28 protein-coding genes are annotated in these 25,200 nt (G+C 68.8%); 15 read left to right on the top strand and 13 right to left on the bottom strand.

Annotated elements, in window-relative coordinates; genetic code table 11:
* Positions 1-111: 111 nt before the first annotated feature.
* Positions 112-714: a GNAT family N-acetyltransferase gene (locus QP045_RS08370; protein ID WP_422514525.1), complete on the bottom strand. Its 603-nt coding sequence runs from the start codon at positions 712-714 to the stop codon at positions 112-114.
* 327 nt (positions 715-1,041) lie between these two features.
* Here QP045_RS08370 and QP045_RS08365 point away from each other — a divergent pair, with 327 nt between their 5' ends.
* Entirely contained in the window at positions 1,042-1,821 is a 780-nt protein-coding gene (locus QP045_RS08365; RefSeq protein ID WP_422514524.1) for an SDR family oxidoreductase, read from the top strand.
* Positions 1,822-1,994: 173 nt separating this feature from the next.
* Here the strand turns inward: QP045_RS08365 and QP045_RS08360 are convergent, their stop codons facing one another.
* On the bottom strand, positions 1,995-2,747 hold the full coding sequence (locus QP045_RS08360; protein ID WP_422514523.1) for a prepilin peptidase: 753 nt from the start codon (positions 2,745-2,747) through the stop codon (positions 1,995-1,997).
* 18 nt (positions 2,748-2,765) lie between these two features.
* Positions 2,766-3,254, bottom strand: a complete 489-nt coding sequence (locus QP045_RS08355; protein ID WP_422514522.1) for an SH3 domain-containing protein — start codon at positions 3,252-3,254, stop codon at positions 2,766-2,768.
* A gap of 155 nt (positions 3,255-3,409) precedes the next feature.
* Between QP045_RS08355 and QP045_RS08350 the strand changes: the two genes are divergently transcribed.
* On the top strand, positions 3,410-3,604 hold the full coding sequence (locus tag QP045_RS08350; protein ID WP_422514521.1) for a hypothetical protein: 195 nt from the start codon (positions 3,410-3,412) through the stop codon (positions 3,602-3,604).
* A gap of 66 nt (positions 3,605-3,670) precedes the next feature.
* Here QP045_RS08350 and QP045_RS08345 read toward each other — a convergent pair whose 3' ends face one another.
* From QP045_RS08345 to QP045_RS08335, 3 genes are all read right to left on the bottom strand, one after another.
* On the bottom strand, positions 3,671-5,074 hold the full coding sequence (locus QP045_RS08345) for an NAD(P)H-dependent flavin oxidoreductase (RefSeq protein ID WP_422514520.1): 1,404 nt from the start codon (positions 5,072-5,074) through the stop codon (positions 3,671-3,673).
* 88 nt (positions 5,075-5,162) lie between these two features.
* On the bottom strand, positions 5,163-6,302 hold the full coding sequence (locus QP045_RS08340; RefSeq protein ID WP_422514519.1) for a glycosyltransferase family 4 protein: 1,140 nt from the start codon (positions 6,300-6,302) through the stop codon (positions 5,163-5,165).
* A gap of 11 nt (positions 6,303-6,313) precedes the next feature.
* Positions 6,314-7,198 carry an alpha/beta fold hydrolase gene (locus QP045_RS08335; protein WP_422514518.1) on the bottom strand — a complete coding sequence of 295 codons (885 nt, stop codon included), beginning with the start codon at positions 7,196-7,198 and terminating at the stop codon, positions 6,314-6,316.
* A gap of 18 nt (positions 7,199-7,216) precedes the next feature.
* Here QP045_RS08335 and QP045_RS08330 point away from each other — a divergent pair, with 18 nt between their 5' ends.
* The 7 genes from QP045_RS08330 to QP045_RS08300 all read left to right on the top strand — a co-directional run bounded on the left by QP045_RS08330 (position 7,217) and on the right by QP045_RS08300 (position 13,433).
* Positions 7,217-8,617 carry a protein adenylyltransferase SelO family protein gene (locus tag QP045_RS08330; RefSeq protein WP_422514517.1) on the top strand — a complete coding sequence of 467 codons (1,401 nt, stop codon included), beginning with the start codon at positions 7,217-7,219 and terminating at the stop codon, positions 8,615-8,617.
* 84 nt (positions 8,618-8,701) lie between these two features.
* Complete coding sequence (cobA, locus tag QP045_RS08325) at positions 8,702-9,490, top strand: uroporphyrinogen-III C-methyltransferase (RefSeq protein WP_422514516.1); 789 nt, start codon at positions 8,702-8,704, stop codon at positions 9,488-9,490.
* Positions 9,487-9,783 (top strand): DUF2849 domain-containing protein, encoded by a 297-nt coding sequence (locus QP045_RS08320; protein ID WP_422514515.1) that lies wholly within the window; start codon positions 9,487-9,489, stop codon positions 9,781-9,783. Before cobA ends, QP045_RS08320 begins: the two co-directional genes overlap by 4 nt.
* Positions 9,784-9,843: 60 nt before the next feature.
* Positions 9,844-11,475 (top strand): nitrite/sulfite reductase, encoded by a 1,632-nt coding sequence (locus QP045_RS08315; RefSeq protein ID WP_422514514.1) that lies wholly within the window; start codon positions 9,844-9,846, stop codon positions 11,473-11,475.
* Positions 11,468-11,926 carry a DUF934 domain-containing protein gene (locus QP045_RS08310; RefSeq protein WP_422514513.1) on the top strand — a complete coding sequence of 153 codons (459 nt, stop codon included), beginning with the start codon at positions 11,468-11,470 and terminating at the stop codon, positions 11,924-11,926. The genes QP045_RS08315 and QP045_RS08310 overlap by 8 nt, the downstream gene beginning before the upstream one ends.
* The gene (locus tag QP045_RS08305; protein ID WP_422514512.1) at positions 11,919-12,686 is read left to right on the top strand and encodes a phosphoadenylyl-sulfate reductase; all 768 of its coding nucleotides are present in this window, start codon (positions 11,919-11,921) and stop codon (positions 12,684-12,686) included. The genes QP045_RS08310 and QP045_RS08305 overlap by 8 nt, the downstream gene beginning before the upstream one ends.
* A 462-nt stretch (positions 12,687-13,148) precedes the next feature.
* Complete coding sequence (locus QP045_RS08300) at positions 13,149-13,433, top strand: hypothetical protein (RefSeq protein ID WP_422514511.1); 285 nt, start codon at positions 13,149-13,151, stop codon at positions 13,431-13,433.
* 59 nt (positions 13,434-13,492) lie between these two features.
* On the opposite strand, the gene QP045_RS08295 is transcribed toward QP045_RS08300, so the two are convergent.
* Together QP045_RS08295 and QP045_RS08290 are read right to left on the bottom strand one after the other, a co-directional pair.
* Positions 13,493-13,858, bottom strand: coding sequence for a DUF3088 domain-containing protein (locus tag QP045_RS08295; protein WP_422514510.1), 366 nt, complete (start codon positions 13,856-13,858; stop codon positions 13,493-13,495).
* Positions 13,851-15,365 carry a replicative DNA helicase gene (locus tag QP045_RS08290; RefSeq protein WP_422514509.1) on the bottom strand — a complete coding sequence of 505 codons (1,515 nt, stop codon included), beginning with the start codon at positions 15,363-15,365 and terminating at the stop codon, positions 13,851-13,853. Before QP045_RS08290 ends, QP045_RS08295 begins: the two co-directional genes overlap by 8 nt.
* A gap of 124 nt (positions 15,366-15,489) precedes the next feature.
* Between QP045_RS08290 and QP045_RS08285 the strand changes: the two genes are divergently transcribed.
* From QP045_RS08285 to QP045_RS08275, 3 genes are read left to right on the top strand one after another with little or no spacing between them, the layout of a single operon-like run.
* The gene (locus tag QP045_RS08285; protein WP_422514508.1) at positions 15,490-15,972 is read left to right on the top strand and encodes a UPF0262 family protein; all 483 of its coding nucleotides are present in this window, start codon (positions 15,490-15,492) and stop codon (positions 15,970-15,972) included.
* A 9-nt stretch (positions 15,973-15,981) separates the two neighbouring features.
* A complete protein-coding gene (locus tag QP045_RS08280) occupies positions 15,982-16,656 on the top strand; it encodes a GH25 family lysozyme (RefSeq protein WP_422514507.1) in 675 nt (224 codons plus the stop codon).
* Positions 16,653-17,093 carry a cytidine deaminase gene (locus tag QP045_RS08275; protein ID WP_422514506.1) on the top strand — a complete coding sequence of 147 codons (441 nt, stop codon included), beginning with the start codon at positions 16,653-16,655 and terminating at the stop codon, positions 17,091-17,093. The genes QP045_RS08280 and QP045_RS08275 overlap by 4 nt, the downstream gene beginning before the upstream one ends.
* A 53-nt stretch (positions 17,094-17,146) precedes the next feature.
* Here the strand turns inward: QP045_RS08275 and QP045_RS08270 are convergent, their stop codons facing one another.
* From QP045_RS08270 to QP045_RS08250, 5 genes are all read right to left on the bottom strand, one after another.
* Positions 17,147-18,601: an ATP-binding protein gene (locus QP045_RS08270; protein ID WP_422514505.1), complete on the bottom strand. Its 1,455-nt coding sequence runs from the start codon at positions 18,599-18,601 to the stop codon at positions 17,147-17,149.
* 62 nt (positions 18,602-18,663) lie between these two features.
* Positions 18,664-19,545, bottom strand: coding sequence for a class A beta-lactamase (gene bla, locus QP045_RS08265; RefSeq protein ID WP_422514504.1), 882 nt, complete (start codon positions 19,543-19,545; stop codon positions 18,664-18,666).
* On the bottom strand, positions 19,545-19,874 hold the full coding sequence (locus QP045_RS08260) for a 2Fe-2S iron-sulfur cluster-binding protein (protein ID WP_422514503.1): 330 nt from the start codon (positions 19,872-19,874) through the stop codon (positions 19,545-19,547). Before QP045_RS08260 ends, bla begins: the two co-directional genes overlap by 1 nt.
* Positions 19,871-20,962 (bottom strand): cysteine desulfurase family protein, encoded by a 1,092-nt coding sequence (locus QP045_RS08255; protein WP_422514502.1) that lies wholly within the window; start codon positions 20,960-20,962, stop codon positions 19,871-19,873. Before QP045_RS08255 ends, QP045_RS08260 begins: the two co-directional genes overlap by 4 nt.
* Complete coding sequence (locus tag QP045_RS08250; RefSeq protein ID WP_422514501.1) at positions 20,959-22,014, bottom strand: cysteine desulfurase family protein; 1,056 nt, start codon at positions 22,012-22,014, stop codon at positions 20,959-20,961. Before QP045_RS08250 ends, QP045_RS08255 begins: the two co-directional genes overlap by 4 nt.
* Before the next feature lie 94 nt (positions 22,015-22,108).
* Here QP045_RS08250 and QP045_RS08245 point away from each other — a divergent pair, with 94 nt between their 5' ends.
* The 3 genes from QP045_RS08245 to QP045_RS08235 all read left to right on the top strand — a co-directional run bounded on the left by QP045_RS08245 (position 22,109) and on the right by QP045_RS08235 (position 24,983).
* On the top strand, positions 22,109-22,765 hold the full coding sequence (locus QP045_RS08245; RefSeq protein ID WP_422514500.1) for an alpha/beta hydrolase: 657 nt from the start codon (positions 22,109-22,111) through the stop codon (positions 22,763-22,765).
* Between the two features lie 76 nt (positions 22,766-22,841).
* A complete protein-coding gene (locus QP045_RS08240; RefSeq protein WP_422514499.1) occupies positions 22,842-23,618 on the top strand; it encodes a hypothetical protein in 777 nt (258 codons plus the stop codon).
* Between the two features lie 258 nt (positions 23,619-23,876).
* Positions 23,877-24,983: a diguanylate cyclase domain-containing protein gene (locus tag QP045_RS08235; RefSeq protein WP_422514498.1), complete on the top strand. Its 1,107-nt coding sequence runs from the start codon at positions 23,877-23,879 to the stop codon at positions 24,981-24,983.
* The last annotated feature ends 217 nt before the right edge of the window (positions 24,984-25,200 follow it).

Below are 25,200 nucleotides of genomic sequence, written 5' to 3'. Positions count from 1 at the left end.
CGGCTGCTTCAGTTTCCAAGATCAAGGGCAACGTGTGCAGGTTCGTGGGCGGCGGCGGTCGGGTCCAATGCGGAATTGCAGCTTTCAAAACCGGATGGCGATAACGCCCGTTCAGGGCGGCGTCCCCTCTCCCGAAAAACATGTCTTACTGGGATGCCCAACCTGCCGTGCGCCTATTTGGCCAGGCCGGCGCATGATGAAATCTCGATCGATCCACGCGCCGACCGGAAAGTCGTACTCGCCTACCTTCTCAAAGCCATAGGTCCTATAGAGGCGTTGCGCTTTCAGATTACCGGACCAGACGCCGATCCACTGCGGCCCCGGTGCGCGGGTCGCCATCCAGGCAAGCGCCGCATCTATCAAGCGCTTCCCGTACCCATGTCCCTGACGATCGCGGCTTACATAGAGCCGGTTCAGTTCCATGTCGTTTGGCGCCACTTCGACATGCGGCAAGTCACAACGGCCGGCATCCGCATAGCCGATCAGCCGACCGCCATCGTCGGCAACCCATACAGACTGGTCCTGATCCAGGATCCTTGCCTGGATGACGGCATCAGAACTCTTTTGTGCCTCAAAGATTGCCATGTCCTTCTCGGAATAGGGCATGGCAAAATCCAGTACGGACATTTCCCGCCAAGTCCGACGTGCCAGCGCCCCGAGACCTTCAACGTCCGCCAGGTCGGCACGGCGTATAACAGTCATGTATCGCTCCATCCTCGACCGGCACCCGGCACAGTAAATAGGGGCGACCCCGATGCTCACAACCATAAGGAGACCGGGACTGCCGGTGCTGTCTTACAGGGGTAGCCGTCGCGGGAAATTCGCCTTGCGCGTCGCTGTAGATCAGCGATCCATGGCATGTTGCGGAGCGCGCGGTGTTCTTGAGATCGATCGAATAGCGAGAATTGCAGTTCACGCCGCGCTGCCGTAGGACCGTCACGTTCTCGGGAGCTTCACGAAATGATCCAGCGTCACCGCTAAAGCGGAAAGGCATAGGCCAGCGGAGTGATCCGCAGTCTGAACTCTGGTTTCGAGAACATCATGCGAAGACTGAACGACAAGACGTGCGTCGTCACTGGCGCAGCGCGTGGCATCGGCCGCGCCATTGCCGCCCGTTTCCATGACGAAGGCGCCATCGTCATCGTTACCGACATAGACGAAGCGGCAGGGGCGGCTACTGCGGCCGAGATCGGGTGCCGGTTCGAACCGCTCGACGTGCGCGAGGAAGACCATTGGTCGCGGTTGGCCGGCGTCGTTCCGGTGGCCGACGTGGTGGTGAACAATGCCGGCGTCACCGGTTTCGAAGACGGCATGGCGCCCCACGACCCGGAACACGCCAGCCTTGCAGACTGGCGCGAGGTCCACCGCGTCAACCTCGACGGCACGTTCCTGGGCTGTCGTTATGCGATCGGCGCGATGAAGCGCGCGGGAACAGGCTCGATCATCAACATATCGTCGCGGTCGGGACTGGTCGGGATTCCCGGCGCGGCGGCCTATGCTTCGTCCAAGGCGGCGATCCGCAACCACAGCAAGACGGTCGCGCTCTACTGTGCGCAGCAGGGCTGGAAGATACGCTGCAACTCGATCCACCCCGCCGCCATCCTGACACCGATCTGGGAGCCGATGCTGGGCGACGGTCCGGACCGGAATGCCAAGATGCAGGCACTTGTCGCGGACACGCCGTTGAAGCGTTTCGGAATGCCTGGGGAAGTCGCGGCCGTGGCGGCGATGCTGGCTTCGGACGAAGCGACCTATGTCACCGGGACGGAGATCAACATCGACGGCGGTCTGCTTGCCGGCTCTGCCGCGTCACCTGGCTGACGAGTGTGGTGGGCGTGGCCGATCACGCCCTCCCCCCTTTCCGAAGACGGCCCCGTAGCGGGACAGACGCGTTCCCGGAATCCATTGCCGATTGCTCTTTGCGAAACCGTCGCTCGGAGATGAAGGAACAGGAATGATTGCGCTGAGCGATCGGCTGCCTTCGCGGCCAGGCCTCACGCGCTGGCCTGTGCGAGCAGCCACAGGAGGAAGGCGGCTGGTGCGAGGAGGGTGCCGAGCGGGAGGCGGTCGGTTGCGGTCAGCGGGCGCCTGCGGAAGCGGCTGGCGATCACCGCCGCCAGCCCAATGAGGCAGGCGAGGAGCAGCGCCTGGGGAAGCGCGTGCCAGCCGAGCCACAGGCCGATCGCGCCGAACAGCTTGGGGTCCCCGCCTCCCAGACCCACGCGTCCGCGCAGGCGGTGGTAGAGGGTGGCGACGAGCCATAGGGCGGCAAAACCCGCGACCCCGCCGATGAGCCGGTCGGTGAGCGGCGGCGCGAGACCCAGGAGCCCGCCGAGGAGCCCCAAGAGGGCGAGTGTCGCCGTCAGCGGATCGGGGAGCCAGAAGGCGCGCAGGTCGATCGCGGCGAGCGTCAGCAGCAGCCAGCCGAACACGGCGCCCGCGACACCCGCCCAGCCCGGCGCGACCAGGCCGCTCGCGACGCCGATCGCGAGCGCCAGCAGCTCGACGACGAGGTGGCTGGGGGCGATGCGGGCGGCGCAGCTGCGACAGCGACCGCGCTGGATGACATAGCTCAGCACAGGCACCAGCTCGATCGCGCGCAGCGTGCGGCCGCAGCCGTCACAGGCGGAGCGGCCGGCGAGGCTCGACCGCCCCTCCGGCCAGCGGATCGCCAGCGTGGCGATGAAGCTGCCGAAAACCAGCCCGAGCAGCCCCAGCGCGCCGGGCCAGATCCAGGGATCAACCACGAGCGGTTCCCCCGGGCGCTACATGTCCTCGCCGGGATCGACTCCCCACAGGCGCGCCTGTTCGACATAGCCGCCGCGGCCGCGCACATCGAAATAGCACCAGCCCGACGAGCAGCGGCTGAGCCGGCCGACGACGCCGGCAGCCGCGCGCCATTCGACCCGGGCGGCGCTGTTGGGCGCCGAGCGCAACTCGACCAGGCCGCCGTTCACATAGCCGGTGCGCTGATCGGAAAGCAGGCCGACCTGCATCCACCCCTGGGTGCCGTCGGGATCCTCGACCTTGCGCCAGTCCTGATAGATGTCGACGACCTTGATCGGCAGGTCGGCGCGGCGGAAGGTCCAGCTGACCGGGTAGTTCTTCCCCGGGCCGGTGCGCATCCGCGCCTCCCCCGCCGCGATCGAGGCGTAATAGGGCGGCTTGCGCTTTTGCGCGGCCGCTTCGCCGGCGGGAAGTACCGCGGCCGCCAGCACTGCCGCTCCGCCTAGCCAAACCACCGAATGCCGCATGCGTCGTCCTCTGTTGTCCCCCGCGGGGCACCGTATCGCGTTCGGCCCCTCCCCTTCAACCGCCGCGCGCAGCCGGATCGCGATCCCCCGCCGAGGGGAACCGCACCTCGCCTGGTGCTTTGGTTGGGTATCCAACCCCGAACGGAGACGATGTCGTGAAGAAGTTGCTTACGCCTGCCCTGCTCCTGGCCTGCGCCGTGCCGCTGAGCGCCTGTTCCACCCTGACCGGCGCCGGGATCGGCGCGGCGAGCGGTGCCGGCGTGGCAGCCGCGACGAACGGCAATGTGGAAAAGGGTGCCGCCGTCGGCGGCGTCGGCGGGGCGGTGGTCGGCACGGTCGTCGGCGACTGAGCCGGCAGACCCTGCACCGCCCGGCAAAAGGGGCACGGTCGCCACTGGCGCCGTGCCCTTTTTGGATCAGTCGCCGGTGAGGATGCGGTCGACCAGCTGCTTCACGGTCGGCACGAAGCCGTTCGAGTAGAACGGGTCGCGCTTGAAGTTATAGGCCGCGTGGCCGGCGAACATCAGGTTGTTGTCGACCGGACCGCCATGGGCGATGTCCTGAAGCGTCTTCTGGATGCAGAAGCTGCGCGGATCGGCGAGACGGCCGGTGGAGTTGGTCTCCGTATCCGCCCAGGACGAGAAGCTGCACTGGCTGAGGCAGCCCATGCAATCCGCCTGATCCTTGCGGATCATCTGCTTTTCCTCGGGCGTCACGAACACCAGCGTGTTGTCCGGCGTCTTGAGCGCGTCGGTGAAGCCGGCGCCGAACCATTCGCGGGCGCGCAGCAGGTCGTTGCGCGTGACCCAGAAGTTCTTGCCCTTCACGCCGACGTCGAGCTGGAACGCGTGGTCCCCGGCCTCTTGCATGGTGAAGGCGATCTGGCGCTCGGAGCGTGCCTCGAGGCTGCGCAGGAACGGCGTGCGCACGGCCGACGAATAGAAGCCGGTCGGCGAGAAGCGATGGAGGAGCACGTCGCCCTCCTCGATCTGCATCAGGCGCTGCTTCCACTCTTCCGGGATCGGGCTTTCCTGCGTGAGCAGCGGCCGTGTCCCGAACTGGAACGCGATCTTGCCCAGTTCCGGATTATCGATCCAGTCGCTCCAGTCGCGCAGGTACCAGACGCCGCCCGCCATCACGATCGGCACGTCGTCGGAAATGCCGCCCTCGCGCATGGTGTCGCGCAGCGCCTTCACGCGCGGATAGGGATCCTGCGGTGCGAGCGGATCCTCGGCATTGGACAGGCCATTGTGGCCGCCGGCGAGCCAGGGATCTTCATACACGACCGCGGCGAGCCACTCGGCGGCCTTGGAATAGGCGCGCTTCCACAGGGCGCGGAACGCACGACCCGAGCTTACGATCGGCAGGTAATGGACGTTGTAGGAAGCCGCGATCTCGCTGAGCTTGTACGGCATGCCAGCGCCGCAGGTCACGCCCGCGACCATGCCGCGGGTACGGTCCAGCACGCCGTTGAGGATGCGCTGCGCACCGCCCATTTCCCACAGCACGTTGATGTTGATGGCGCCCTGGCCGCCCGAGATCTCCCAGGCGCGCTCGACCTGCTGGACGGCGCCTTCGATCGCGTACTGGATCAGCTCCTCATGCCGCTCGCGGCGCGTCAGTGCGTGATAGACCTGCGGGATGATCTTGCCCTCGGCGTCATAGCTGTCGGCGTTGACCGCGGACACCGTGCCGATGCCCCCGGCTGCCGCCCATGCGCCCGCCGATGCGTGATTGGTGGCGGCAACGCCCTTCCCTCCTTCGACCAGCGGCCAGACCTCGCGGCCGTTGTAGCTGATGGGGGACAGACCTTTGAACAAACCAACCTCCGATTGATGCCCGACGAACCGGCTGGGCGGACCCGTGATGGGGCGCCTTTACTAACCAATCCCGCCGCATGCGAGGAAATTACGAACGCAGCAATAGCGCGCCCGGCTTGCCCATGGCCTGTTCGTACAGCGCGGCATAGGCGGCAATCATCTTGTCCTCGTCGAACAACGCGCGGGCGCGCGCCTGGTTCGCGGCCCCCACCCGGCCGCGCGCGGCGAAGTCCTGGGCGAGGACCTGCAGGCGATCGCGCAGGTGCACTTCGTGGCGGTCGATGCCCATGTACGGGGCGTTCTCCTCGGACACCATCTGCGGGATGTCGCCGATCGGGGGCGCGACCACCGGCAGGCCGGCGGCCATCGCCTCCATCACCGAGATCGGCTGCTGCTCGCTGCGCGACGAGAGGGCGAAGATGTCGAACAGGCCCATGTAGCGGTGCGGCTCCGGCAGGAAGCCCGGCAGGTGGACGCGGTCCTCGATCCCCATCGCCTCTGCCGCGTCGAGAATCGCCTGGCGCTCCGGCCCTTCGCCGACGAGCACGAGCTGCACGTCCTCGACGATGCCGCCGACCGCGCGCACCAGCAGCGGCAGGTCCTTTACCTCGCGGAAGCCGGCGAGCGAGCCGATCACGACCTCCCCTGTCTTGCGCCGGAAGCCCGGGATGGCGTCGGGCGCGCAGCCCTGCGCATATTTGGCGACCGGGATGCCGTTGCCGATGCGGTGGACGCGCCCGCGCGGCTGGCGCCAGGTGTTGAGCGCGATCTCCTCCAGCACGTGCGAGGGCACCACCAGCGCATGGGCGGCGCCGAGCGCGAAGCGGCGGTAGATGTTGCGTACCGGGCTGAGGCGGGCGGATTCGTCCTCGTTGAAGCCGTCCTCGTGGTGGACGACGGGCGGCGCGCCCTTGCCGAACACGCGGCGCGCCATCACCCCGTCGATGGCGCCCCAGTTATAGGTAAGCACCAGGTCGAAACGGGACGCATAGCGGGCGATCGCCTCGAACCGCTTGACCGACGGGTTGCCGGTGAGCGGCGGCGGGTTCTGCGCGATCTCGTAGCGGATGCCCTTGGCGATCCAATCGCGCGCGCCGGTCTGGTCCGGCACGCCCGAGACGATGGTGTGGACGGCGCGGTCGCCCCACGCGTTCATCAGCCGGACGGCGCGCTGCTCCTTGCCGCCAGGCGCGAAGCTGGAATGGAGATGGAGGATACGGACGGGCATCGGGGGGACCTTCAGGCGAAGCGGGCGAGCAGCCGGTCGACGGCGGCGGCCGCCACCGGCTCCTCCAGCGTCGGCGCGTGGCCGGTGTTCGGAACGGTGACGAGTTCGGCGCCCGGCAGCCGCTGGACCATGCGCTCGGCGACCTCGGCTGAGAGAATGTCGGACCGATCGCCGCGCACCACCGTCACCGGCTTTCCGGCGAGCGCATCGAGGGCGGGCCACATGTCGGGAGCGGCTTCGTTGCCGGGCACGCGGAAGGGCTCGGCGATCTTCATGTCGTAATCGAGCAGGATTCGGCCGGAGCTGTTGAGGCGGTAGAGGCGCTTGGCCATCACCAGCCAGTCGGCCACGCCATAGCCGGGATAGGTCTCGCCATGCGCCTCTGCCACGGCGCGGGCGGCATGCATCCAGGTGGGGTGCCACATCTGGCGGCCGACATAGCTGCGGATGCGGCCGAGGCCGGCTGGCGTGATCTCCGGCCCGATGTCGTTGAGGAGCGCACCCGCGATGCGATCGCGCTGGCTGGCGGCAAGCAGCATCGCGAGGATGCCGCCCATCGAGGTGCCGATCACGATCACCGGCCCGACCCCGAGCTGCGCCAGCAGCGCGTCGAGGTCCTGCAGGTAGGTGAGCGGGACATAGGTCATGGGGTCGCGGGCATAGGCGCTTTCGCCGCGGCCGCGCATTTCCGGTACCACCAGCCGCCAGTCGCCCGCCAGGCGCGCGGCCAGCCCCTCGAAATCGCGGGCGTTGCGGGTGAGGCCGTGGAGGCAGAGGATCGGCGGCCGGTCGTCCCGCCCGGCATAATCCCGATAGTGCAGCCGTAGCCCGTCGCTGGACCACCAGAAGTCATCCTGCCAGGCGCCGGCACGGGGCGGGTTGCGTCTGTCGGTCATCGCTCCCCATATCGCCGTATGGCCATTTCGTCGCAACCCAGTCTCTCGCAGCCCTTGTCCGGCACTTCCTACACGGCCGAACAGGCGATCCTCGAGCTGGGAGCGGAATTCTACGATCCGGTCGCGGCCGCCGATTTTCCCAAGACGATCCTGCGCTTCCGCAACGATCGCGCGGCCGGATCGGTGGGGCTGGACGGCCTGAACGACGAGGCCTGGCTTGCGCATTTCGGGCGGTTCGAGCCGCTTCCCCGGAACCTCCAGACGCCGCTGGCGCTGCGCTATCACGGGCACCAGTTCCGGACGTACAACCCGGACCTTGGCGACGGGCGCGGGTTTCTGTTCGCACAGCTGCGCGACGATCAGGGCCGGCTGATGGACCTGGGCACCAAAGGATCGGGCCAGACGCCGTGGAGCCGGTTCGGCGACGGGCGCCTGACCCTGAAGGGCGCGGTGCGCGAGATCCTGGCGACCGAGATGCTGGAGGCGCTGGGCGTCGAGACCAGCCGCACCTTCTCCGTCATCGAGACGGGCGAGGAACTGACCCGCGGCGACGAGCCCTCCCCCACCCGGTCGGCGGTGATGGTGCGGCTGAGCCACGGCCATATCCGCATCGGCACGTTCCAGCGGCTCGCCTATCACCAGGACTCGGAGTCGATGGAGCGGCTGGTCGGCTATGTGCTGCGCCACTTCTATGGCGAGGAGCCGGGCGAGGACGGGCCGGTGCGGCTGCTCGACCTTGTGGTAAGCCGCACCGCGCGGCTCGCCGGGCAGTATATGGCCGCAGGATTCGTCCATGGCGTGCTCAACACCGACAACATCAACGTGACCGGCGAAAGCTTCGACTATGGTCCGTGGCGCTTTGCCCAGACCTGGGACCCGGGGTTCACGGCGGCCTATTTCGACCATGCCGGGCTCTATGCGTTCGGGCGGCAGCCAGAGGCGATCTATTGGGATGCGATGCAGCTGGCGGTGGCGCTGCGCACCTTGGTCGATTCCGAGCCGCTGATCGCCGTGCTCGAGCAGTTCGCGCCGCGTTACCAGGAGGCGGTGCGCGCGGCGATGCTGTGGCGCCTGGGCGTGGTGCCGCGCGGAGAGGCCGAGGATCGCACTTTGGTGGGGCAGATGGAGCTGGCCCTGCGCGAGACGAGCGCGCCGGTCGACGCCTTTTTCCACGATGCGTTCGGCGGCACGCTGCCGGACCAGCCGCTCTATGGCGAGGCGTTCGCCGCGGTCCGCGAGGCGCTCGACGGCTATGCCCCGCGCAAGCCGCGCGACCATCCGCATTGGGAGGACGCGCCCTGCAAGCTTTCCATCGAGGAGGTGGAGGCGATCTGGGCACCGATCGCGAGCGACGACGACTGGTCGGCTCTCCACGCCAAGGTCGCCCAGATCCGGACACTGGGCGACGCGCTGCGCTGAAGCGGGGCTGCCAAAGTTTCGCTTCGGTGTCGCGAAGCAAGCGTGGCGTTGCTGCTTTGCGCGGGAGAGGCCATCTCCTGCGCCATGGCGACACTTCTAGATCCTCACGCGCGCGGGCGCGTTATTCTGGTCGGTGCGGGTCCGGGGGACCCGGGCCTGCTCACCGTTCGGGCCGTAGAGGCGTTGAAGAGCGCTGATGTTGTGGTGCACGACGGGCTGGTCGACGAGCGCGTGCTCGCGATCGCGCCGGCCGCCGCGCAGCGCATCTCGGTCGCCAAGCGGCGGTCGCGCCACACGCTGCCGCAGGAATCGATCAACACCCTGATCATCGCGCATGTGAAGACGGGCGCCATCGTCGTTCGCCTGAAGGGCGGCGACCCCTTCATCTTCGGGCGCGGCGGCGAGGAAGTCGAGGCGGTGCGCGCCGCGGGGCTTCCGGTCGAAGTGATCCCGGGCGTTTCGGCAGCGCTGGGCTGTGCGGCGGGCGCGATGCTGCCGCTCACCCACCGCGACTGGTCTTCGGCGGTGAGCTTCGTCGCCGGCCAGTGCAAGGGGCTGACCGACCAGGACTGGTCCGGGCTTGCCGGCAAGGGACGCACGCTGGTGATCTACATGGGCGTGGCGACGGCCGAGGCGATCGCGGACAAGCTGATGGCGGACGGCGTCGCCCCGGACATGCCGGTGGCGGTACTGGAGCGCGGCACGCTTCCGGGTGCGCGGGCGCTGCGCACGCTGCTCGCCGACCTTGGCCCGATGGTCGGGCGCGAGCAGGTGCAGAGCCCGGCGGTGATCGTGGTGGGCGATGTCGTCCAGCTGGCGGATGCAGAGGACAAGCTGGGCGCCTGGGCGACCGCAGCGGAGGCAATGGCGTGAAGATCCTGACGGGCAATGATCTGGCGAGCGGCGACGTGGTGTGGTGGACCGGCAGCGGCTGGTCCCGGCACCTGGCGGACGCGGTCGACGTCGGCAGCAACGGCGAGGCGATCGCCCATGTCGAGGAAGCCGCGCTGCGCGTGAACGTGCCCTATGTGATCGACGCCGAGGCGACCGCCGAGGGGCCCCGCCCCGCCCATATCAAGGACCGCATCCGGGCGCTGGGCCCGACGGTGCGGCCCGACCTGACGCTGAAGCCCGCCGATCCGAACGCCGGAAGCTGGGTAATCTGAACGACCGCCGCTGCGCCATCCGGCGCGCGATCCCGGCTGCTGCCGGTGTAAGAGGGTAGCATGTACAAGTACGACGAATATGACCGCTCCATCGTCGAGAGCCGGATCGCCGAATTCAGCGACCAGGTCGCGCGGCGCCTGTCGGGCCAGATCACCGAGGACCAGTTCAAGCCGCTGCGGCTGATGAACGGGCTCTACCTGCAGCTGCACGCCTATATGCTGCGCGTCGCCGTCCCCTATGGCACGATGGACAGCCGCCAGATGCGGATGCTGGGCCATATCGCGCGGACCTATGATCGCGGTTACGGCCACTTCACCACGCGCCAGAACCTGCAGTTCAACTGGATCAAGCTGGAGGATACGCCCGCGATCCTGCGCGAGCTGGCGACGGTCGAGATGCATGCCATCCAGACCAGCGGCAATTGCATCCGCAACATCTCGTCCGACCAATATGCCGGCGCCGCCGCCGACGAGGTGACGGACCCGCGCCCCTGGGCGGAGCTGCTGCGCCAGTGGTCGACCTTCCACCCCGAGTTCACCTACCTTCCGCGCAAGTTCAAGATCGCGGTGATCGCGGCCGACGAGGATCGCGCGGCGATGCGGCTGCACGACATCGGGCTGCAGATCATCGAGCGCGACGGCAGGCTGGGCGCGGCGGTCTATGTCGGCGGCGGCATGGGACGGACGCCGATGATCGCCTCGCTGATCCGCGACTTCGTGCCGTTCGAGGACTTCGTCAGCTATCTGGAAGCATGCCTGCGCGTCTACAATCGCTATGGCCGGCGCGACAACATCTACAAGGCGCGGATCAAGATCCTGCTCCACGAGATCGGGGCCGACGAATATCGCCGCCAGGTCGAGGAAGAGTTCGTGGCGGTAAAGGCGCTGGGGATCGATCCGCCGCAGGCCGAGTTCGACCGCATCGCCGCCCATTTCGCGCCGCCGCCGTTCGAGGAGGGCCTGTCGGACGCGCTCGATCGCAGCGACCCCGATTTCGCGGTGTGGCTGGACCAGAACGTCAAGCCGCACAAGCAGCCGGGCTATGCGATCGTCAACATCAGCCTGAAGCCGACCAAGGGCATTCCGGGCGACGCATCGGCGGACCAGATCGACCGCATGGCCGAGCTTGCCGAGCGCTACAGCTTTGACGAGCTGCGCGTGACCCATGCCCAGAACATCGTGCTGCCGCATGTCCGCAAGGCGGACCTGTGCGCGGTGTGGCAGCAGCTGGTCGAAGCCGGGCTTGCGGAGGCGAACCTGGACCTGATCGGCGACATCATCGCCTGCCCGGGGCTCGATTATTGCAGCCTTGCCAATGCGCGCTCGATCCCGCTGGCGCAAAAGATCGCGGGACGCTTTGCCGACCCCGACCGGCAGCGCGACCTGGGCGAGCTGAAGCTCAAGATCTCCGGCTGCATCAACGCGTGCGGCCACCATCATGCCGGGCACATCGGCATCCTGGGCGTGGACCGGAAGGGCACGGAGAATTTCCAGCTGCTCCTGGGCGGATCGGGTGCCGAGGACGTGAGCCTGGGCAAGATCACGGGCCCGGGCTTTTCCGAAGACGGGGTGGTCGACGCGATCGAGCGTGTGACCGACCGCTATCTTGCCGAACGGCAGGAGGGCGAGCGCTTCGTCGACACATACCGGCGCATCGGCATGGAGCCGTTCAAGGAGGCGATCTATGGCTGAGCTGACCACCAACCCGGCCGAGGCCGACGCGAGCTTCCTGCGGTTTCGCGACGATGCGCCGCATGACGAGCCGGCGGTGACGCTGGATGCGTTCCTGGGCCAGTCCAACGCCACCGCCGTTCGGCTGGAGGCAGGTGACGATGCGCGGGCGCTGCTGCCCTTTCTGGACCGGATCGCGCTGGTCGAGGTGAGCTTTCCCAAGTTTCGCGACGGTCGCGGCTATTCCTCGGCACGGATCCTGCGGGAAGCCGGATATGAAGGCGAGTTGCGGGCGCAGGGCGATGTGCTGGTCGACCAGCTGCTGCCGATGCGGCGCTGCGGGTTCGACAGCTTCGCGCCGGAGGCCCCGATCGACCGGGCGACGGCCGAGGCGGCGCTGAGCCGGTACGCGCACTTCTACCAGCGGGCGGCCGACCCGGTGCAACCGGTGTGGAAGCTCCGTCATGGGTAATGCGGCCCTGCGCGCGATCGACCGGCTCGACCTGACGCCCCGCTTCACGCTGGTGGATGCGGCGCGGCTGAACGAGCGGTTCCGCGGCGTCGACACGCAGGAGATGCTGCGGGTGGCGCTGGGCGAAGGGCTGCTGGGCGAAGTGGCGGTAGTGTCCTCGTTCGGGGCGGAATCGGCGGCGCTGCTGCACCTGGTGGCGAGCGTCGACCGGTCGGTGCCGGTGCTGTTCCTGGACACGGGCAAGCATTTTCCCGAGACGATCGCCTATCGGGACGAGCTCGTGCGCTTCCTGGGGCTGACCGACCTGCGCATCGTGCTGCCCGACGCCGAGCGGCTGGCGGCGCGCGACGAGAGCGGGTTGCGCTGGTCCTATGATCCGGACGGCTGCTGCGAGATCCGCAAGGTCGAGCCGCTGGTGCGTGGCCTCGCCGGGTTCGACGCGAGCTTTACCGGGCGCAAGGCGTTCCAGGCGGCGACGCGCGCGAACCTGCCGCGCTTCGAGCTCGACGGCGACCGGCTGAAGGTGAACCCGCTCATCACCTGGTCCAAGGAAGAGCTGGACGCCTATTTCACCACGCACGACCTGCCGGTGAACCCGCTGGTGGCGATGGGATATCCGTCTATCGGCTGCCAGCCGTGCACCAACAAGGTGGCGCCGGGCGAAGACCCGCGCTCTGGCCGCTGGAGCGGCTGGAACAAGACCGAATGCGGGATCCACACGCCCATTCCCGACGGCGACCCCAACCAGCCCGTCTTCTGACCGGCGCGGCTGCGGCCGCCCTCTCTCCCGACATGGCCCTCAGTGCTCCCGCGGAAGCGGGGCGCTGAGGGCGTTCGCGTATCGCGGTTCGACGCGCGCTGAGCCGGCGCGGCTGTGTGCAAGCCTGTGGATAAGTTGTTGGCAGGCGGTGGATCGCGCGTTGATGGGGCGTGGATCAGCGGTGGGTTTCGTGCGCAAAGGCACGTTGGCAGCGCGTGGAGAAGCTGTGCAGAGGCCTGTGGATAACCTGTTTGCAAGTTGTGGATCGGCTGTGCGCAAGACGTGCAAGGAACCGTGCAGCGATCCGTGGATGGTCGCCGCACAAGCTGTGGATAAGTTGTCGACGACCGGCCGCTGCTGCAGGTCCGGCAGACGAGCCGGTTGCGGACGGGGGCGCAGAGGCGCATCCTTCGTCAGAGACTTCTGAGGGTGTGGCGAGGCGTGCGGCGGGACTGGCGAGGCTTGGGGTGCGCTGCCCTGATCGGCGCCGCGGTCGCGTTTCCGGCGGGCGTCATGCTCGCCGGGCGTGAGCCGGTTGCGGAACGAGCGGCCCCCACTCCGGGGAGCGGCGGTTGGGGTGCTCCGCCGGGAGCACGGAACCCCTATTCGCCCGGCCTCTCGAAGGACCCGTACATCCTCGACCAGCAACGCAGGATGGTAGAGGCGCTGGAGGCGCAGTGCCGTGACCGGGGCGTGCTGTGCGCGCAGGCCCGACAGGCTCGAGACCGGTTCGATCGGTCGAACTAAAGGAACGCTTCAGTCCCTCGCGGCGAACCCGCAACGAGGGACTGTTCTCCCGCGGCCGGTTACGGGTGGCGGCGGGGGATACCGTGGCGGGCGGCGAGCGCCTCAAGGATGGCGTCGCGGGTGTCGGCGAAGCGCAGGCCGTTGGCCTCTCCGGTGGCGAGCGCGGCCGGTGCATCCTCGGCCAGGATCAGCAGGGGAAGCGACTGGTGCGCCTCCCCCACCAGGGCGACCACCCGCTCGCGCGGGCGGGCCCAGGCGACGTGCTCGACGTCGAGCCGCTCCCGCAACTGTGGATAGGCCGCGAGCACCCCTTCGAGGACGATGCAGTCGAAGCAGAAATAATGGGCGTCTGGATAGGCCGGGTCGGTGGTCGCCGGATCGATCAGGATCAGGCGGTCGCGCGTGCCCTGCCCTGCCTCACTCATTGTCGAAGCTGCCATAACCCTCGCCGACATAGTCGCTGAAGCGCGTGATCGTCGGCTCGAACTTCATCGTGACCTTGCCGGTGGCGCCGTGACGCTGTTTGGCGATAATGAGTTCGGCGAGGCCATAGACGCGCTCCATCTCCACCGCCCATTTGGCGTGATCCTCGAACACGCGGGCGTCGTCGCCGTCGCGCGGGCGCTTGGGCTCCTTGGCCGCGACGTAATAATCCTCGCGGTACACGAACCAGACCATGTCGGCGTCCTGCTCGATCGAGCCGGATTCGCGAAGATCCGAGAGCTGCGGCCGCTTGTCCTCGCGCTGCTCCACCGCACGGCTGAGCTGCGACAGCGCGATCACCGGCACGCCGATGTCCTTGGCGAGCGTCTTGAGGCCGCGGCTGATCTCGGAGATTTCGTTCACGCGGTTGTCGGAACGGCCGGTGCCCTGCAGCAGCTGGAGATAGTCGACCACCACCAGGCCGAGCTGGTCATCGAGGCGGCGGTGAAGGCGGCGGACGCGGGTGTGCAGGCCGCTGATCGAGAGGCCGGCGGTGTCGTCGATGTAGAGCGGCAGCGATTCGAGGTCGGCGGCGGCGTCCGCCAGCTTCACGAACTCCGCCTTGCTGATCTTGCCCATGCGCAGTGCTTCGGAGCTGATGCCGGACTGTTCGGCGAGCACGCGGGTGGCGAGCTGGTCGGCCGACATTTCGAGGCTGAAGAAAGCGACCTTGGCGCCGACCGACTTGCCCTTTTCCACGCCGGCGCGCTGGTCGTCCATGAAGCGGCGCGCAGCGTTGAACGCGATGTTGGTGGCAAGCGAGGTCTTGCCCATGCCGGGACGGCCCGCGAGGATGATCAAGTCGGAATGGTGGAGACCACCGATCCGCGAGTTGATGCTGTTGAGGCCGGTGGTGACGCCCGAAAGGCCGCCGCCCGAGTTGAGCGCGCGATCGGCCATCGCGACGGCCATGGTCGTCGCCTGGGCAAAGCTCTTGACCGTATTGGCGGTCGTCCCCTCGGCCGCAACGCGGAACAGCGCCTCTTCGGCCTGCTCGATCTGCTTGCGCGGGTCGATCGCCTGGCTGGTGTCGAGCGCGTTTTCGACCAGTGTCGTGCCGACCGTGATCAGCGCGCGCAGCTGGGCGAGGTCGTAGATCTGCTCGGCGAACTGCTTGGCGCCGAGCAGGCCCGCGCCGCTGCCGGTCAGCTGGGCGAGGTAGCCCGGCCCGCCCAGTTCGCGCATGCCGGTGTCGTCCTCGAACAACGGGCGCAGCGTCACCGGGTTGGCGAGCATGTTCTGGCGGCGCACGTCGCGGATCTTTTCAAAGATGCGGGCGTGGACGGGTTCGAAGAAGTGATCCGGCTCGAGTCGCTCGACGACGTCGTCGGCAAGCCGGTTGTCGATCATCATCGCGCCCAGGAGCGCCGCTTCGGCCTCCACGTTCTGGGGAAGGCGCGCAGCCGGGGACGGAGCGGACGAACCGCCGATTTGTGCAAGTGTGGCCATGGGCCGCTTTTCCCAGACGCGAGGGCCAAGCTCAAGCGAGACACGCGAAACATCTGTGGACAGACGCGTTTCACCGGCTTGCCCGTTGCCAACGCGCGCCAAACAGCTAAGCGCTGCCTCCACCATGGCCGATCCACGGATCATCGACGTCTCGCTCGACGAGCGCACCATTCTCTGGCGCAACGCGGACGTCGAGCAGGAACGGCGAATCGCGATCTATGACCTGTTGGAGGGCAATTACTTCGCGCCCCAGCGGGTACATCCCGACGGCTATGCCGGACCGTACCGGGTGCGATTGCGCGTGGAGGACGGGCGGCTGGCGATCGACATCCGGCGTGCCGACGACACGCCGCTGGAGACGCTGGTGCTGGGCCTTGCCCGGTTCCGACGGCCGATCCGCGACTATTTCGCCATCTGCGACAGCTATTACCAGGCGATCCGCCAGGCGACGCCCCAGCAGATCGAAACCATCGACATGGCGCGACGCGCCACCCACAACGACGCGGCGGAGCTGCTGATCGAGCGGCTCAAGGGCAAGATCGAGATCGACTTCGATACGGCCCGCCGCCTCTTCACGCTTATCTGCGTGTTGCACATCAGAGGTTGAATTCAGGGAATGCGGGTTTTCAAGGCGGTGCTGGCCATCGCGGCGGCGCTGTGCCTCGCGGGGGTTGCGGGCTGGCATTATGCGACCGACTGGCGCCCTTCCACCGGCGAATACCCGATCCAGGGCATCGACGTGTCGGAGGAGACGGGGCCCGTCGACTGGCTGACGGCGCGCGCCCGCGGGGTCGATTTCGCCTATGCCCGCGCGATCCGCGCCGGAACGCGTCGTGACCGCCTGTTCCAGTCCAACTGGGCGGCGCTGGGCGAAGCGGGCATCCGCCGCGGGGTGATCCACCAGTTCTCGCTGTGCCGGTCGGCCGAGGCGCAGGCGGACGCGTTCATCACCTTTGTGCCGCGCTTCCTCGACGCGCTGCCGGCGGTGGTGGAACTGGACTTCGACGAGGGCTGCGCGCGGCGTCCGGAACGCGCCGAGCTGCTGGGTTCGATCCAGGCGTTCCTGAAGGTGGTGGAGCACCACACGGGATCGCCGATGCTGCTCAAGATCTCCGAACCGTTCGAGAAGCAGTATCAGGTGAGCGGCGCGGTCGCGCGGCCGCTGTGGGCCACGCAGGACTTCTTCGAGCCCCTGTATCTGGCACGTCCGTGGCGGATGTGGCAGGCGAGCACCATCCGGCGGATCGACGGCGTCGACCGCCCCGTCCATTGGAATGTCGTAGCACCATGACCGATACCCAGGCCCTGATCGCGGCGGCCCGCGCCGCAGCGCGCAACGCCCACGCCCCCTATTCGCGCTTTGCGGTGGGTGCGGCGCTGCGCATGACCGATGGCAGCATCATCACCGGCGCCAATTTCGAGAATGCGAGCTACGGCCTGTCGCTGTGCGCGGAGACGGTCGCCGTCGCCACCGCCAGCGCGCAGGGCCGGCTGGCCGAGATCGCCGAAGTGGCGGTGATCGGCGGGATGATGGCGGACGGCGTGCCGACCGGGGACAAGCCGGTGCGGCCGTGCGGACGCTGCCGCCAGGTACTGAACGAGGCGGCGCAGATCGGGCGCCGCGACCTCACGGTCTTCTGTGCAGGTGCCGAGGGCGATGCGGTCGAGGAGCACCGGCTGTCGGAACTGCTGCCCCACGCGTTCGGACCGGCCGACCTGGGGCTGTAGGGCCGCACCGCCGCCTGCCCCCGGCCTTCGCGGGGTAGCAAAGCGGCGGCTGGCTAGGCGGCGACTTCCGAGGCTTCGGTCGTCCAGCCGAGGTGCGGCAGGGTGATCGAGCGGCGGCCGGACAGGTCGGTGCGGCACACGAACAGGTCGCGGCTCTCGATATAGGCGACCAGCCGCTTCACCCGGCCCATCGAGCTGGTGCCATAGGTGCGGGCGATTTCCTCGTCGCTGGGACAGGGCTCCCCCGCGCGGGCGGCGCGGGCGATCAGCAGGAACGGCCCAAGCATGTCGTCGGGCAGCGAGGCGGCGAGCTGGAGCGCGTCGCTCCACTCCACTTCGGGCGATTCGAAGATGCCGGCGCGCGCGCACGACAGGCGGCGGGTGAACGCCGGCAGGTCAAGCGGCGGCCGCGACAGCCCCGCCATGCGACAGCGCACGCCGAAGTCCTGGTAGAGCATCGCCGCCGGACGCTGATGCGCGTCATCGTCGGACAGGATCACGCGCAGCACGTCGGCGATAATCGTGTCGGTTTCCTCCTCCGAACGCTCGGGCAGCGCCGGGGTCGCGAGCGGGCCGCTCGGACGCTCGATCGCTGCCATCACCTCTTCGGGAGGCGGCGCCGGCCGCGCGGGCATCGGCAGCGGCAGCATTTCCTCGACCGGAGCCAGCAGCAGGTCCTTGATGCCGGCGACATGCCCGGACGGGAGCGGCGTCAGCTTGGGGCTGCCGCTGCGCGCCGACGTCTCGACCGTACCGATCCGCACCGCCACCGGCCGCCGCGAGACGGCCGGGCCGAGCGCCAGGAAGGTGCCGCGCTGGAGATCGCGGATCTGTTCGGCCTGGCGGCGCTCCATGCCGAGCAGGTCGGCTGCGCGGGCCATGTCGATATCGAGGAAGGTGCGGCCCATCAGGAAGTTCGACGCCTCTGCCGCCACGTTCTTGGCAAGCTTGGCGAGGCGCTGGGTGGCGATCACCCCGGCCAGGCCACGCTTGCGGCCGCGGCACATGAGGTTGGTCATCGCCGAGAGCGACGCGCGGCGCACCTCCTCGGCGACTTCGCCACCGGTGGTCGGGGCGAACAGCTGCGCCTCGTCCACCACGACCAGCGCGGGATACCAATGCTCGCGCGGCGCATCGAACAAGGCGGACAGGAAGGCCGCGGCGCAGCGCATCTGCCCCTCTGCCTCCAGCCCTTCCAGGCTGAGCACGACGGAGGCGCGATGCTCCCGCGCGCGAGTCGCGAACTTCGCCACTTCCCGTTCGCTGTGGTCGACCGCATCGATGACGATATGGCCATAGGCAGCGGACAGGGTGACGAAGTCCCCTTCCGGATCAATGACGACCTGCTGGACGTGGCGTGCGCTGCGTTCGAGCAGGCGGCGCAGCAGGTGCGACTTGCCCGAGCCCGAATTGCCCTGAACCAGCAGGCGGGTGGCGAGAAGTTCTTCGAGATCAATCGGAACCGGCTTGCCGGCCGGATCGGTTCCCATGTCGACGGCAACGGTCATGCGGGGCGTTTGGACGATGGCAGCCCCCCCCGGCAAGGGGGAAGCGTCCTGTCGCCGCAAGTTCAGGCGAACAGCTGTCCCACAAGCGCCCCGACCGCGGCGATCGCCTGGTCCGCCTTGTCCGGCGCGATGCCGGGCGCATCCAGGTAGCAGGCGATCAGGATCGGCTTGCGGTTTGGCGGCCAGGCGATGGCGATGTCATTGGCCTGTCCCTTGCCGCTGGTGCCGGTCTTGTCGCCGACTCGCCACGTCTTGGGGAGGCCGGCGCGCAGGCGGGCGTCGCCGGTGCGGCAGCCGATCATCCAGTCGATGAGCTGCTGGCGCGACGCGGGCTGGAGCACATTGCCGGTGAGGAGCGCCGTCAGCTGGGTCGTCATCGCCATGGGCGTGGTGGTGTCGCGCACCTCGCCCGGCGTGTACTCGTTGAGCTCCGGCTCCACGCGATCGAGGCGGCTGATGTCGTCGCCGGCCGAGCGCATGAACCGCGTGAGCCCCGAGGGGCCGCCCAGCTGCGGCAGCAGGAGATTGGCGGCGGCGTTGTCGCTCCACTCGACCGCGGCGGCACAGAGTTCGGCGAGCGTCATCTGCCCACGCGGCAGGTTCTTGGCCACCACCGGCGCATAGTCGAGGAGATCGCCCTGGGTGAAGCGGATCGGGCGCTGGAGATCGAGCTCCCCGCGGTCGGCGCGCGCCAGGATGGCGGCGGCGAGCGGCACCTTGAACGTCGAGCAGAAGGGATAGCGCGCAAGCGGATCGAGCCACAGGCGACGTCCGCTGCCGGTGTCGAACACCGAGACGCCGAGACGCCCGCCCGTGCCCTTCGCGATCTCCGCAAGCGGATCGGGCGCAGCGGTGGCGGCCCAGGCGGACCCGCCCAGCGCCTCAACCCAGGCGGGCAGCAGCATGGCGGCCGCAGCGCCCGCGACGAATTCCCGCCGACGCATCAACGCCGCCGCGCGTCGGACTGCTGGCCGGGCATGCGGACGGTGAACCCGTCGAGCGCGTCGGTCAGCGTGATCTGGCAGGCAAGCCGGCTGGTGCGGGTCGCGCCGGGCGCGAAATCGAGCATGTCTTCCTCTTCCTCGGACGGCGGCGGCAGCAGCTCGGCAAACTCGGGCGCGACGATGACGTGGCAGGTCGAACAAGCCATCTGCCCATCGCACGTCCCCTCCAGCGGCTGGCCATAGGCCTGGGCCAGGTCGAGCAGCCGGTCGCCGGCGGCGCCGGTCGCTTCCTCGACCGTGCCGTCGACCCCGATGAAGCGCACGATCATGCCGCCACCTTCTGCGCGCGCGCTGCCGCGTCGATACGGTTGATGGCGGTCACCAATTCCTCCTCAGTCGTCGTGCGGCCGAAGCCGATGCGGATGCTCGAGCGCGCCTCCGCGTCCGAAAGGCCGATCGCGCGGAGCACATGGCTCGTCCGGCCCGACCCGCTCGCACAGGCGGAGCCCGCGGAAAAGGCGATGTCGCGCAGATCGCTCATCAGCCGCGCCACGTCGAGCCCCGGGCGCCGCAGGTTGAGGTTGCCGCGATAGCGTTGCTCGGTGGCGCCGTTGACCAGCCAGTCCGGACCAAGCGCGGCGAGCGCTGCTCCGGCGAGCTGGGCGACATGGGCGGTATCCTCTGCATTCCGCGCGGCGGCGAGCCTGACGGCGACACCGAAGCCGGCGCAGAGCGCGGGAGAGAGGGTGCCAGAGCGCCCCGGCGCCTCCTGCCCGCCCCCGTGCAGCAGCGGCGCAAGCGTGGCGCCGTCGCGCACCCACAGCGCGCCGATCCCCTTGGGGCCGTGGATCTTGTGGGCGGAGACGGCGATGAAGTCGCAACCCTCGGGGATCGGCACCCGGCCATAGCCCTGCACCGCATCGCAGAGGAAGCGCGCGCCGGCAGCATGGGCGAGCGCGGCGAGTTCGGCGATCGGCTGGATCACGCCGATCTCGTTGTTGACGAGCATCGCCGCGACCAGGCCGGTGCCGGGCCGGATGGCCCGCGCCGCCTCGTCCAGGTCCACGCGGCCGTTGCTGCCGACCGGCAGGATGGTGACCGGGCGGCCCTTGCGCGCTTCGGCAGCCACGGTGTCGAGCACGGCGGCATGTTCGGTCGCGAGCGTCACGATCGGGCCTTCGGTACCCTGGATCGCCCAGTTGAGCGCCTCGGTCGCGCCGGAGGTGAAGGCGACGCGGCCGCCCTGCGGCAGCAGTGCGGCCACCTGATCGCGCGCGACCTCGACCGCGGCGCGGGCGGCGCGGCCCTCGCGATGCGGCGAATGCGGGTTGGCGTGCTGGCGCTCCAGCCAGGGGAGCATGGCCGCGAGCGCTTCCGGGGCGAGCGGCGTCGTTGCCTGATAGTCGAGATAGCTCATGCGGCGCGGCTGCGGGCTTCGCGGGCGATCGCGGTCCAGGCCTCGGCGAACCGGCGGACGTCCTCGCCACGGGTGTTCCAGCCGAAGCTGACGCGCACCACTTCGCGGGCAGCGCGGGCGTACCAGCCCATCGCCTCCAGCACATGGCTGGGCTTGAGGCTGCCGGATGAGCAGGCACTGCCGGCGGAGACCCCGATGCCGCCGCCGTCGAAGCGGATCAGCTGCGCCGCCGAGGCGACCCCGGGCATGCGGTAGGCGGCGATGGTCGGGATACGCGGCGCGGCGGCGGCGACCACCTCCCCACCCTCGGCCAGGATCGCGGCGTCCAGCATCGCGCGCCACTCGGCGGCGTCCTCGATCCAGTCGCGCGGAGCCTCCAGAGCGGCGGCGAAACCCAGGACGCCCGGCAGATTCTCGGTCCCGCCGCGATAGCCCTGTTCCTGCCCGCCGCTGGGTTCGAGCGTCGCGAAATCGCGCACCAGCAGCGCGCCGATGCCGGGGGGGCCGCCGAGCTTGTGCGCCGACACCGCGATCAGGTCGGCGTCGGGCAGCGGGAGCTTGCCGGCGGACTGGGCGCAGTCGGCGAACAACAAGTCGCCGGCGGCGCGGATCGCGTCGCCGATGCGGTCGAGCGGTTGGAGCACGCCCGTTTCGGAATTGGCGGCCTGGATCGCAAAGAGCCGGCGCTCGCCCGAAGGCTCGGGCAGCGTCACGCGCCCGGAAGCATCGACCGGCAGCCGCTCCGCGTCCCCGGCGGCGCGCAGCACCGCATCATGTTCGGTCGGCGAGACGGCGATGCGCACGCCCTTGGCGCGGCCGAGCGCGAGGGCGATCGCCTCGCTCGCGCCGCTGGTGAGGATCACCTCGTGCTTCCAGCCGAGGGCTGCGGCGATGCGGGCGCGGGCGTCCTCCAGCGCGCGGCGGGCGGCGCGCCCTTCCGCATGCGGGGACGAGGGATTCGCCCAACGCGCCATACCGTCCGCGACCGCGGCAATCGCCTCCGGTCGCATCGGGGTTGTCGCAGCATGATCCAGGTAGAGTCGTTCAGCCAAGAATCGTTCCGATTGCGCGGGTAAGGTCCCCGCCTATATAGCGCCCAGCTTGCTGCGCCCAACCGCGCGCCCCATTTCTCTCGGCAGGAAGCCCATGCCCGAAGTCATCTTTCCCGGCCCTGAAGGGCGTCTCGAAGGTCGTTTTGCTCCCGCCCCGCGCCCGCGCGCACCCGTGGCGATGATCCTGCACCCGCATCCGTCCTCGGGCGGCACGATGAACAACCGCATCGTGCAGGAGCTCTACAAGACCTTCCAGCGCCGCGGTTTTGCGACCCTGCGCTTCAATTTCCGCGGCGTCGGCAAGAGCCAGGGCACGTTCGACAACGGGATCGGCGAACTGTCCGACGCCGCCTCGGCGCTTGACTGGGTGCAGAGCTTCCACCCGGAAGCGCAGACGACCTGGGTGGCCGGATTCGGCTTTGGCGCGTGGATCGCGATGCAGCTGCTGATGCGCCGCCCGGAGATTCGCGGCTTCATCTCGATCGCGCCACCGGCCAATATGTTCGACTTCACCTTCCTGGCACCGTGCCCGTCGTCGGGCATCATCATCCAGGGCGAAGCGGACGAGGTGGTAACGCCGGCCGCGACGCAGAAGCTGGTCGACAAGCTGCGTACGCAAAAGCACATCACCATCCACCATGACGTGATCCCGGGCGCCAACCACTTCTTCGAGCACGAGATGCCCGAGCTGATGGGCAGCGTGGACCGCTATCTCGACATGCGGCTCGACCCGAACTCGCCGATCCGCTGACCAACCGCGCCCGGGGCCCAGCCTCCGGGCGCGAAGACATTGCGGCGCCGACAGCCGCGGTGTAGGCGCGCCTGCAATGCGCGCGGCGTCCGATCCCATCTCGTCGTACCGCGCGTCCCGCCGGCCCCGGACCATCGCGATGGCGCTGGCGGTCGGGATCAACGTCCTGATCCTGATCATGCTGCTGACGCTGGCACCCAAGCTGATGCCGCCGCCGCCCAAGGTAGCGCCCCCCGTCTTCGACATCACCCCCGATCCGTCCCGGACGCAGTCCGCGGGCGACCCGGAGGTCGCCAAGACCGGCGGCGGCGCGGCGGCGCGCAGCCGCCCCAAGGACACGCTGAAGGCGCCCCCGCCCCCGCCCAGCGCGCCTCCGGCGGTGCAGCCCACGCCCAACATGCTGGTGATCAGCCGCGAGGACTTTGCCGCGTCCGACATCGGCGCGATCCGCTCCCAGCGCGGCGAGGAAGTTGCCGACAGCGGCAGTGCGGGCGATGGCGGCGACGGTGCCGACAGCGGATCGGCCTATGGTCCGGGTGACGGACCGGGCGGCGAGCGCCTGTACCGGGCCGAATGGTATCGGCGCCCGACCGACCGCGAGCTGAGCACGTACCTGCCGGCACAGGGCGTGCCGGCCGGGGCCTGGGCCGAGATCGCGTGCCGTACCATCGCGGACAACCGGGTGGAGGATTGCCGCGAGCTGGCGGACTATCCGCGGGGATCGCGCCTGGCCGGTTCGATTCGGCAGGCCGCCTGGCAGTTCCGGGTCCGCCCGCCGCGTATCGGCGGAAAGCCTGTGATCGGTGCATGGGTGCGCATCCGCATCGACTTCACCGAACGGAAACGGGACTAGCGCCAGACCGGCCAAGGCGACGGCCCCGCGCGCGGTGACGACGCGTGGACCCTGCCTCGCGGAATGATGATCTTCGTCAAATCCTGCGTCCGGAACCTTGTGTTAACAGGGCCAGGCTATAGGAGAAGACACGATGCACCGGGGGGTGCACAGGTTGCGAGCCTTTCTATGAGTGCACGATCCGGCTTCGGGGGAGAGTTTCCCCGGTGGTCATTAACGCGTTGGTTAATCGAGCCCGGCGGCGAAGTCCCCGACAGCATGCGCAGAACACTTCTGCACAGCCTCTATGCCAGCCTGCCGATATTTGCCGGCGGGGTGCTCAACACCATTGCAGTCTCTGCGCTGGTTGCAGTCCGCATGCAGTCCACCGCCGCCTTTATCTGGGTGGCGATGGAAGTGTTGCTTGCCGCGGCCAGACTGCCGGCGCTGATGCTTGGCCGCAGGGCGATTGCGCGAGGTCGGCGGGGGCCGACTGATCTCTACATCCTGCTGGCGGTGCTCTGGGCGGCGAGCGTGGGCTATGGGACGTTCATGTGCGTCGCCAGCGGGGACTGGATCGCCGCGACGCTCGCCTGCCTGTCGGCCGCGGCGATGGTGGGCGGGATCTGCTTCCGCAATTTCGGCGCGCCGCGACTGGTCGCGGTGATGATCGGCCTCAGCCTGGGGCCGTGCGCAGTGGCGGCCGCCCTGTCGGGCGAGGCCATCCTGCTGCTCGTGATGTTCCAGATCCCCTTCTATCTCGTCAGCATGAGTGCGGGCGCCTTCCAGATCAACCGGCTGCTGCTGCGCACGATGCATGCCGAGATGATCAACGACCACAACGCGCGGCACGACCCGCTGACGGGCGTGCTCAACCGGGGCGGACTTGCCCGCTGGGCAGAGGAGCGCGCCGGTCGGAGCGCGGGACGCCTGGCCGTGTTCTACCTCGACCTGGACTGGTTCAAGAGCATCAATGACACGCTCGGCCACAAGGCCGGCGACGCGGTGCTGGTGGCGGTCGCCGAACGCCTGCAGGCGATCGCCGAGGGGCCCGCAGAAGTCGCGCGGATCGGCGGCGACGAGTTCGTCCTGCTGATGGAGGATATCGACCCCGACGAGGCACAGCGGCTGAAGGAGCGCATCTGCAACGCGATCGCCGGCCGGGGCTATTTCGTCGCCGGCGAGCGGGTCCATGTGGGCGCCAGCATCGGCATCGCGCTGTCGGAGGATCATGGCAACAACCTGGCCGAGCTTCTGGAAGCGGCGGACATGGCCCTGCACCGCGCCAAGGCAGACGGCCGCACCGCGCCGGACGGCAGCGAGGACCGAAGGCAGCGTCTGACCGCGGCGGTGGGCGAGGAGATGCCGACGGCGGCGGTGGACTAGGCTCGCCTATGTCTTCCTCCGATCAACGAGCGGCAGCTAACCACCCGCAGTGCGACGCACCGAGCCGGCAAAGCGGCCCCATGCAAGATCCTCGTGCCCGCAGACAACATCTTCGTACTTGGGAACACTCGGGACCGGTCCGCAGGTCGCCGGCGCCCGCCGATCTAGCGTGAGTCGGTATGGTCCCACTGGCCGCCACCATCGGCAGTCCCATGTA

Origin of the sequence: Sphingomonas sp. 3-13AW (assembly GCF_049311085.1) — a bacterium.
Lineage (GTDB): Bacteria > Pseudomonadota > Alphaproteobacteria > Sphingomonadales > Sphingomonadaceae > Sphingomonas.
The sequence above is the reverse complement of the archived record's forward strand: the minus strand, read 5'-3'. Positions and strand labels throughout refer to the sequence as shown.

Coding starts and splice junctions, on each gene's coding strand:
- QP045_RS08370 (WP_422514525.1), bottom strand. CDS start 714: ATGGAGCGATACATGACTGTTATACGCCGTGCCGACCTGGCGGACGTT.
- QP045_RS08365 (WP_422514524.1), top strand. CDS start 1,042: ATGCGAAGACTGAACGACAAGACGTGCGTCGTCACTGGCGCAGCGCGT.
- QP045_RS08355 (WP_422514522.1), bottom strand. CDS start 3,254: ATGCGGCATTCGGTGGTTTGGCTAGGCGGAGCGGCAGTGCTGGCGGCC.
- QP045_RS08340 (WP_422514519.1), bottom strand. CDS start 6,302: ATGCCCGTCCGTATCCTCCATCTCCATTCCAGCTTCGCGCCTGGCGGC.
- QP045_RS08335 (WP_422514518.1), bottom strand. CDS start 7,198: ATGACCGACAGACGCAACCCGCCCCGTGCCGGCGCCTGGCAGGATGAC.
- QP045_RS08330 (WP_422514517.1), top strand. CDS start 7,217: ATGGCCATTTCGTCGCAACCCAGTCTCTCGCAGCCCTTGTCCGGCACT.
- cobA (WP_422514516.1), top strand. CDS start 8,702: ATGGCGACACTTCTAGATCCTCACGCGCGCGGGCGCGTTATTCTGGTC.
- QP045_RS08315 (WP_422514514.1), top strand. CDS start 9,844: ATGTACAAGTACGACGAATATGACCGCTCCATCGTCGAGAGCCGGATC.
- QP045_RS08310 (WP_422514513.1), top strand. CDS start 11,468: ATGGCTGAGCTGACCACCAACCCGGCCGAGGCCGACGCGAGCTTCCTG.
- QP045_RS08305 (WP_422514512.1), top strand. CDS start 11,919: ATGGGTAATGCGGCCCTGCGCGCGATCGACCGGCTCGACCTGACGCCC.
- QP045_RS08295 (WP_422514510.1), bottom strand. CDS start 13,858: ATGAGTGAGGCAGGGCAGGGCACGCGCGACCGCCTGATCCTGATCGAT.
- QP045_RS08290 (WP_422514509.1), bottom strand. CDS start 15,365: ATGGCCACACTTGCACAAATCGGCGGTTCGTCCGCTCCGTCCCCGGCT.
- QP045_RS08285 (WP_422514508.1), top strand. CDS start 15,490: ATGGCCGATCCACGGATCATCGACGTCTCGCTCGACGAGCGCACCATT.
- QP045_RS08280 (WP_422514507.1), top strand. CDS start 15,982: ATGCGGGTTTTCAAGGCGGTGCTGGCCATCGCGGCGGCGCTGTGCCTC.
- QP045_RS08275 (WP_422514506.1), top strand. CDS start 16,653: ATGACCGATACCCAGGCCCTGATCGCGGCGGCCCGCGCCGCAGCGCGC.
- QP045_RS08270 (WP_422514505.1), bottom strand. CDS start 18,601: ATGACCGTTGCCGTCGACATGGGAACCGATCCGGCCGGCAAGCCGGTT.
- bla (WP_422514504.1), bottom strand. CDS start 19,545: ATGCGTCGGCGGGAATTCGTCGCGGGCGCTGCGGCCGCCATGCTGCTG.
- QP045_RS08260 (WP_422514503.1), bottom strand. CDS start 19,874: ATGATCGTGCGCTTCATCGGGGTCGACGGCACGGTCGAGGAAGCGACC.
- QP045_RS08255 (WP_422514502.1), bottom strand. CDS start 20,962: ATGAGCTATCTCGACTATCAGGCAACGACGCCGCTCGCCCCGGAAGCG.
- QP045_RS08245 (WP_422514500.1), top strand. CDS start 22,109: ATGCCCGAAGTCATCTTTCCCGGCCCTGAAGGGCGTCTCGAAGGTCGT.
- QP045_RS08240 (WP_422514499.1), top strand. CDS start 22,842: ATGCGCGCGGCGTCCGATCCCATCTCGTCGTACCGCGCGTCCCGCCGG.
- QP045_RS08235 (WP_422514498.1), top strand. CDS start 23,877: ATGCGCAGAACACTTCTGCACAGCCTCTATGCCAGCCTGCCGATATTT.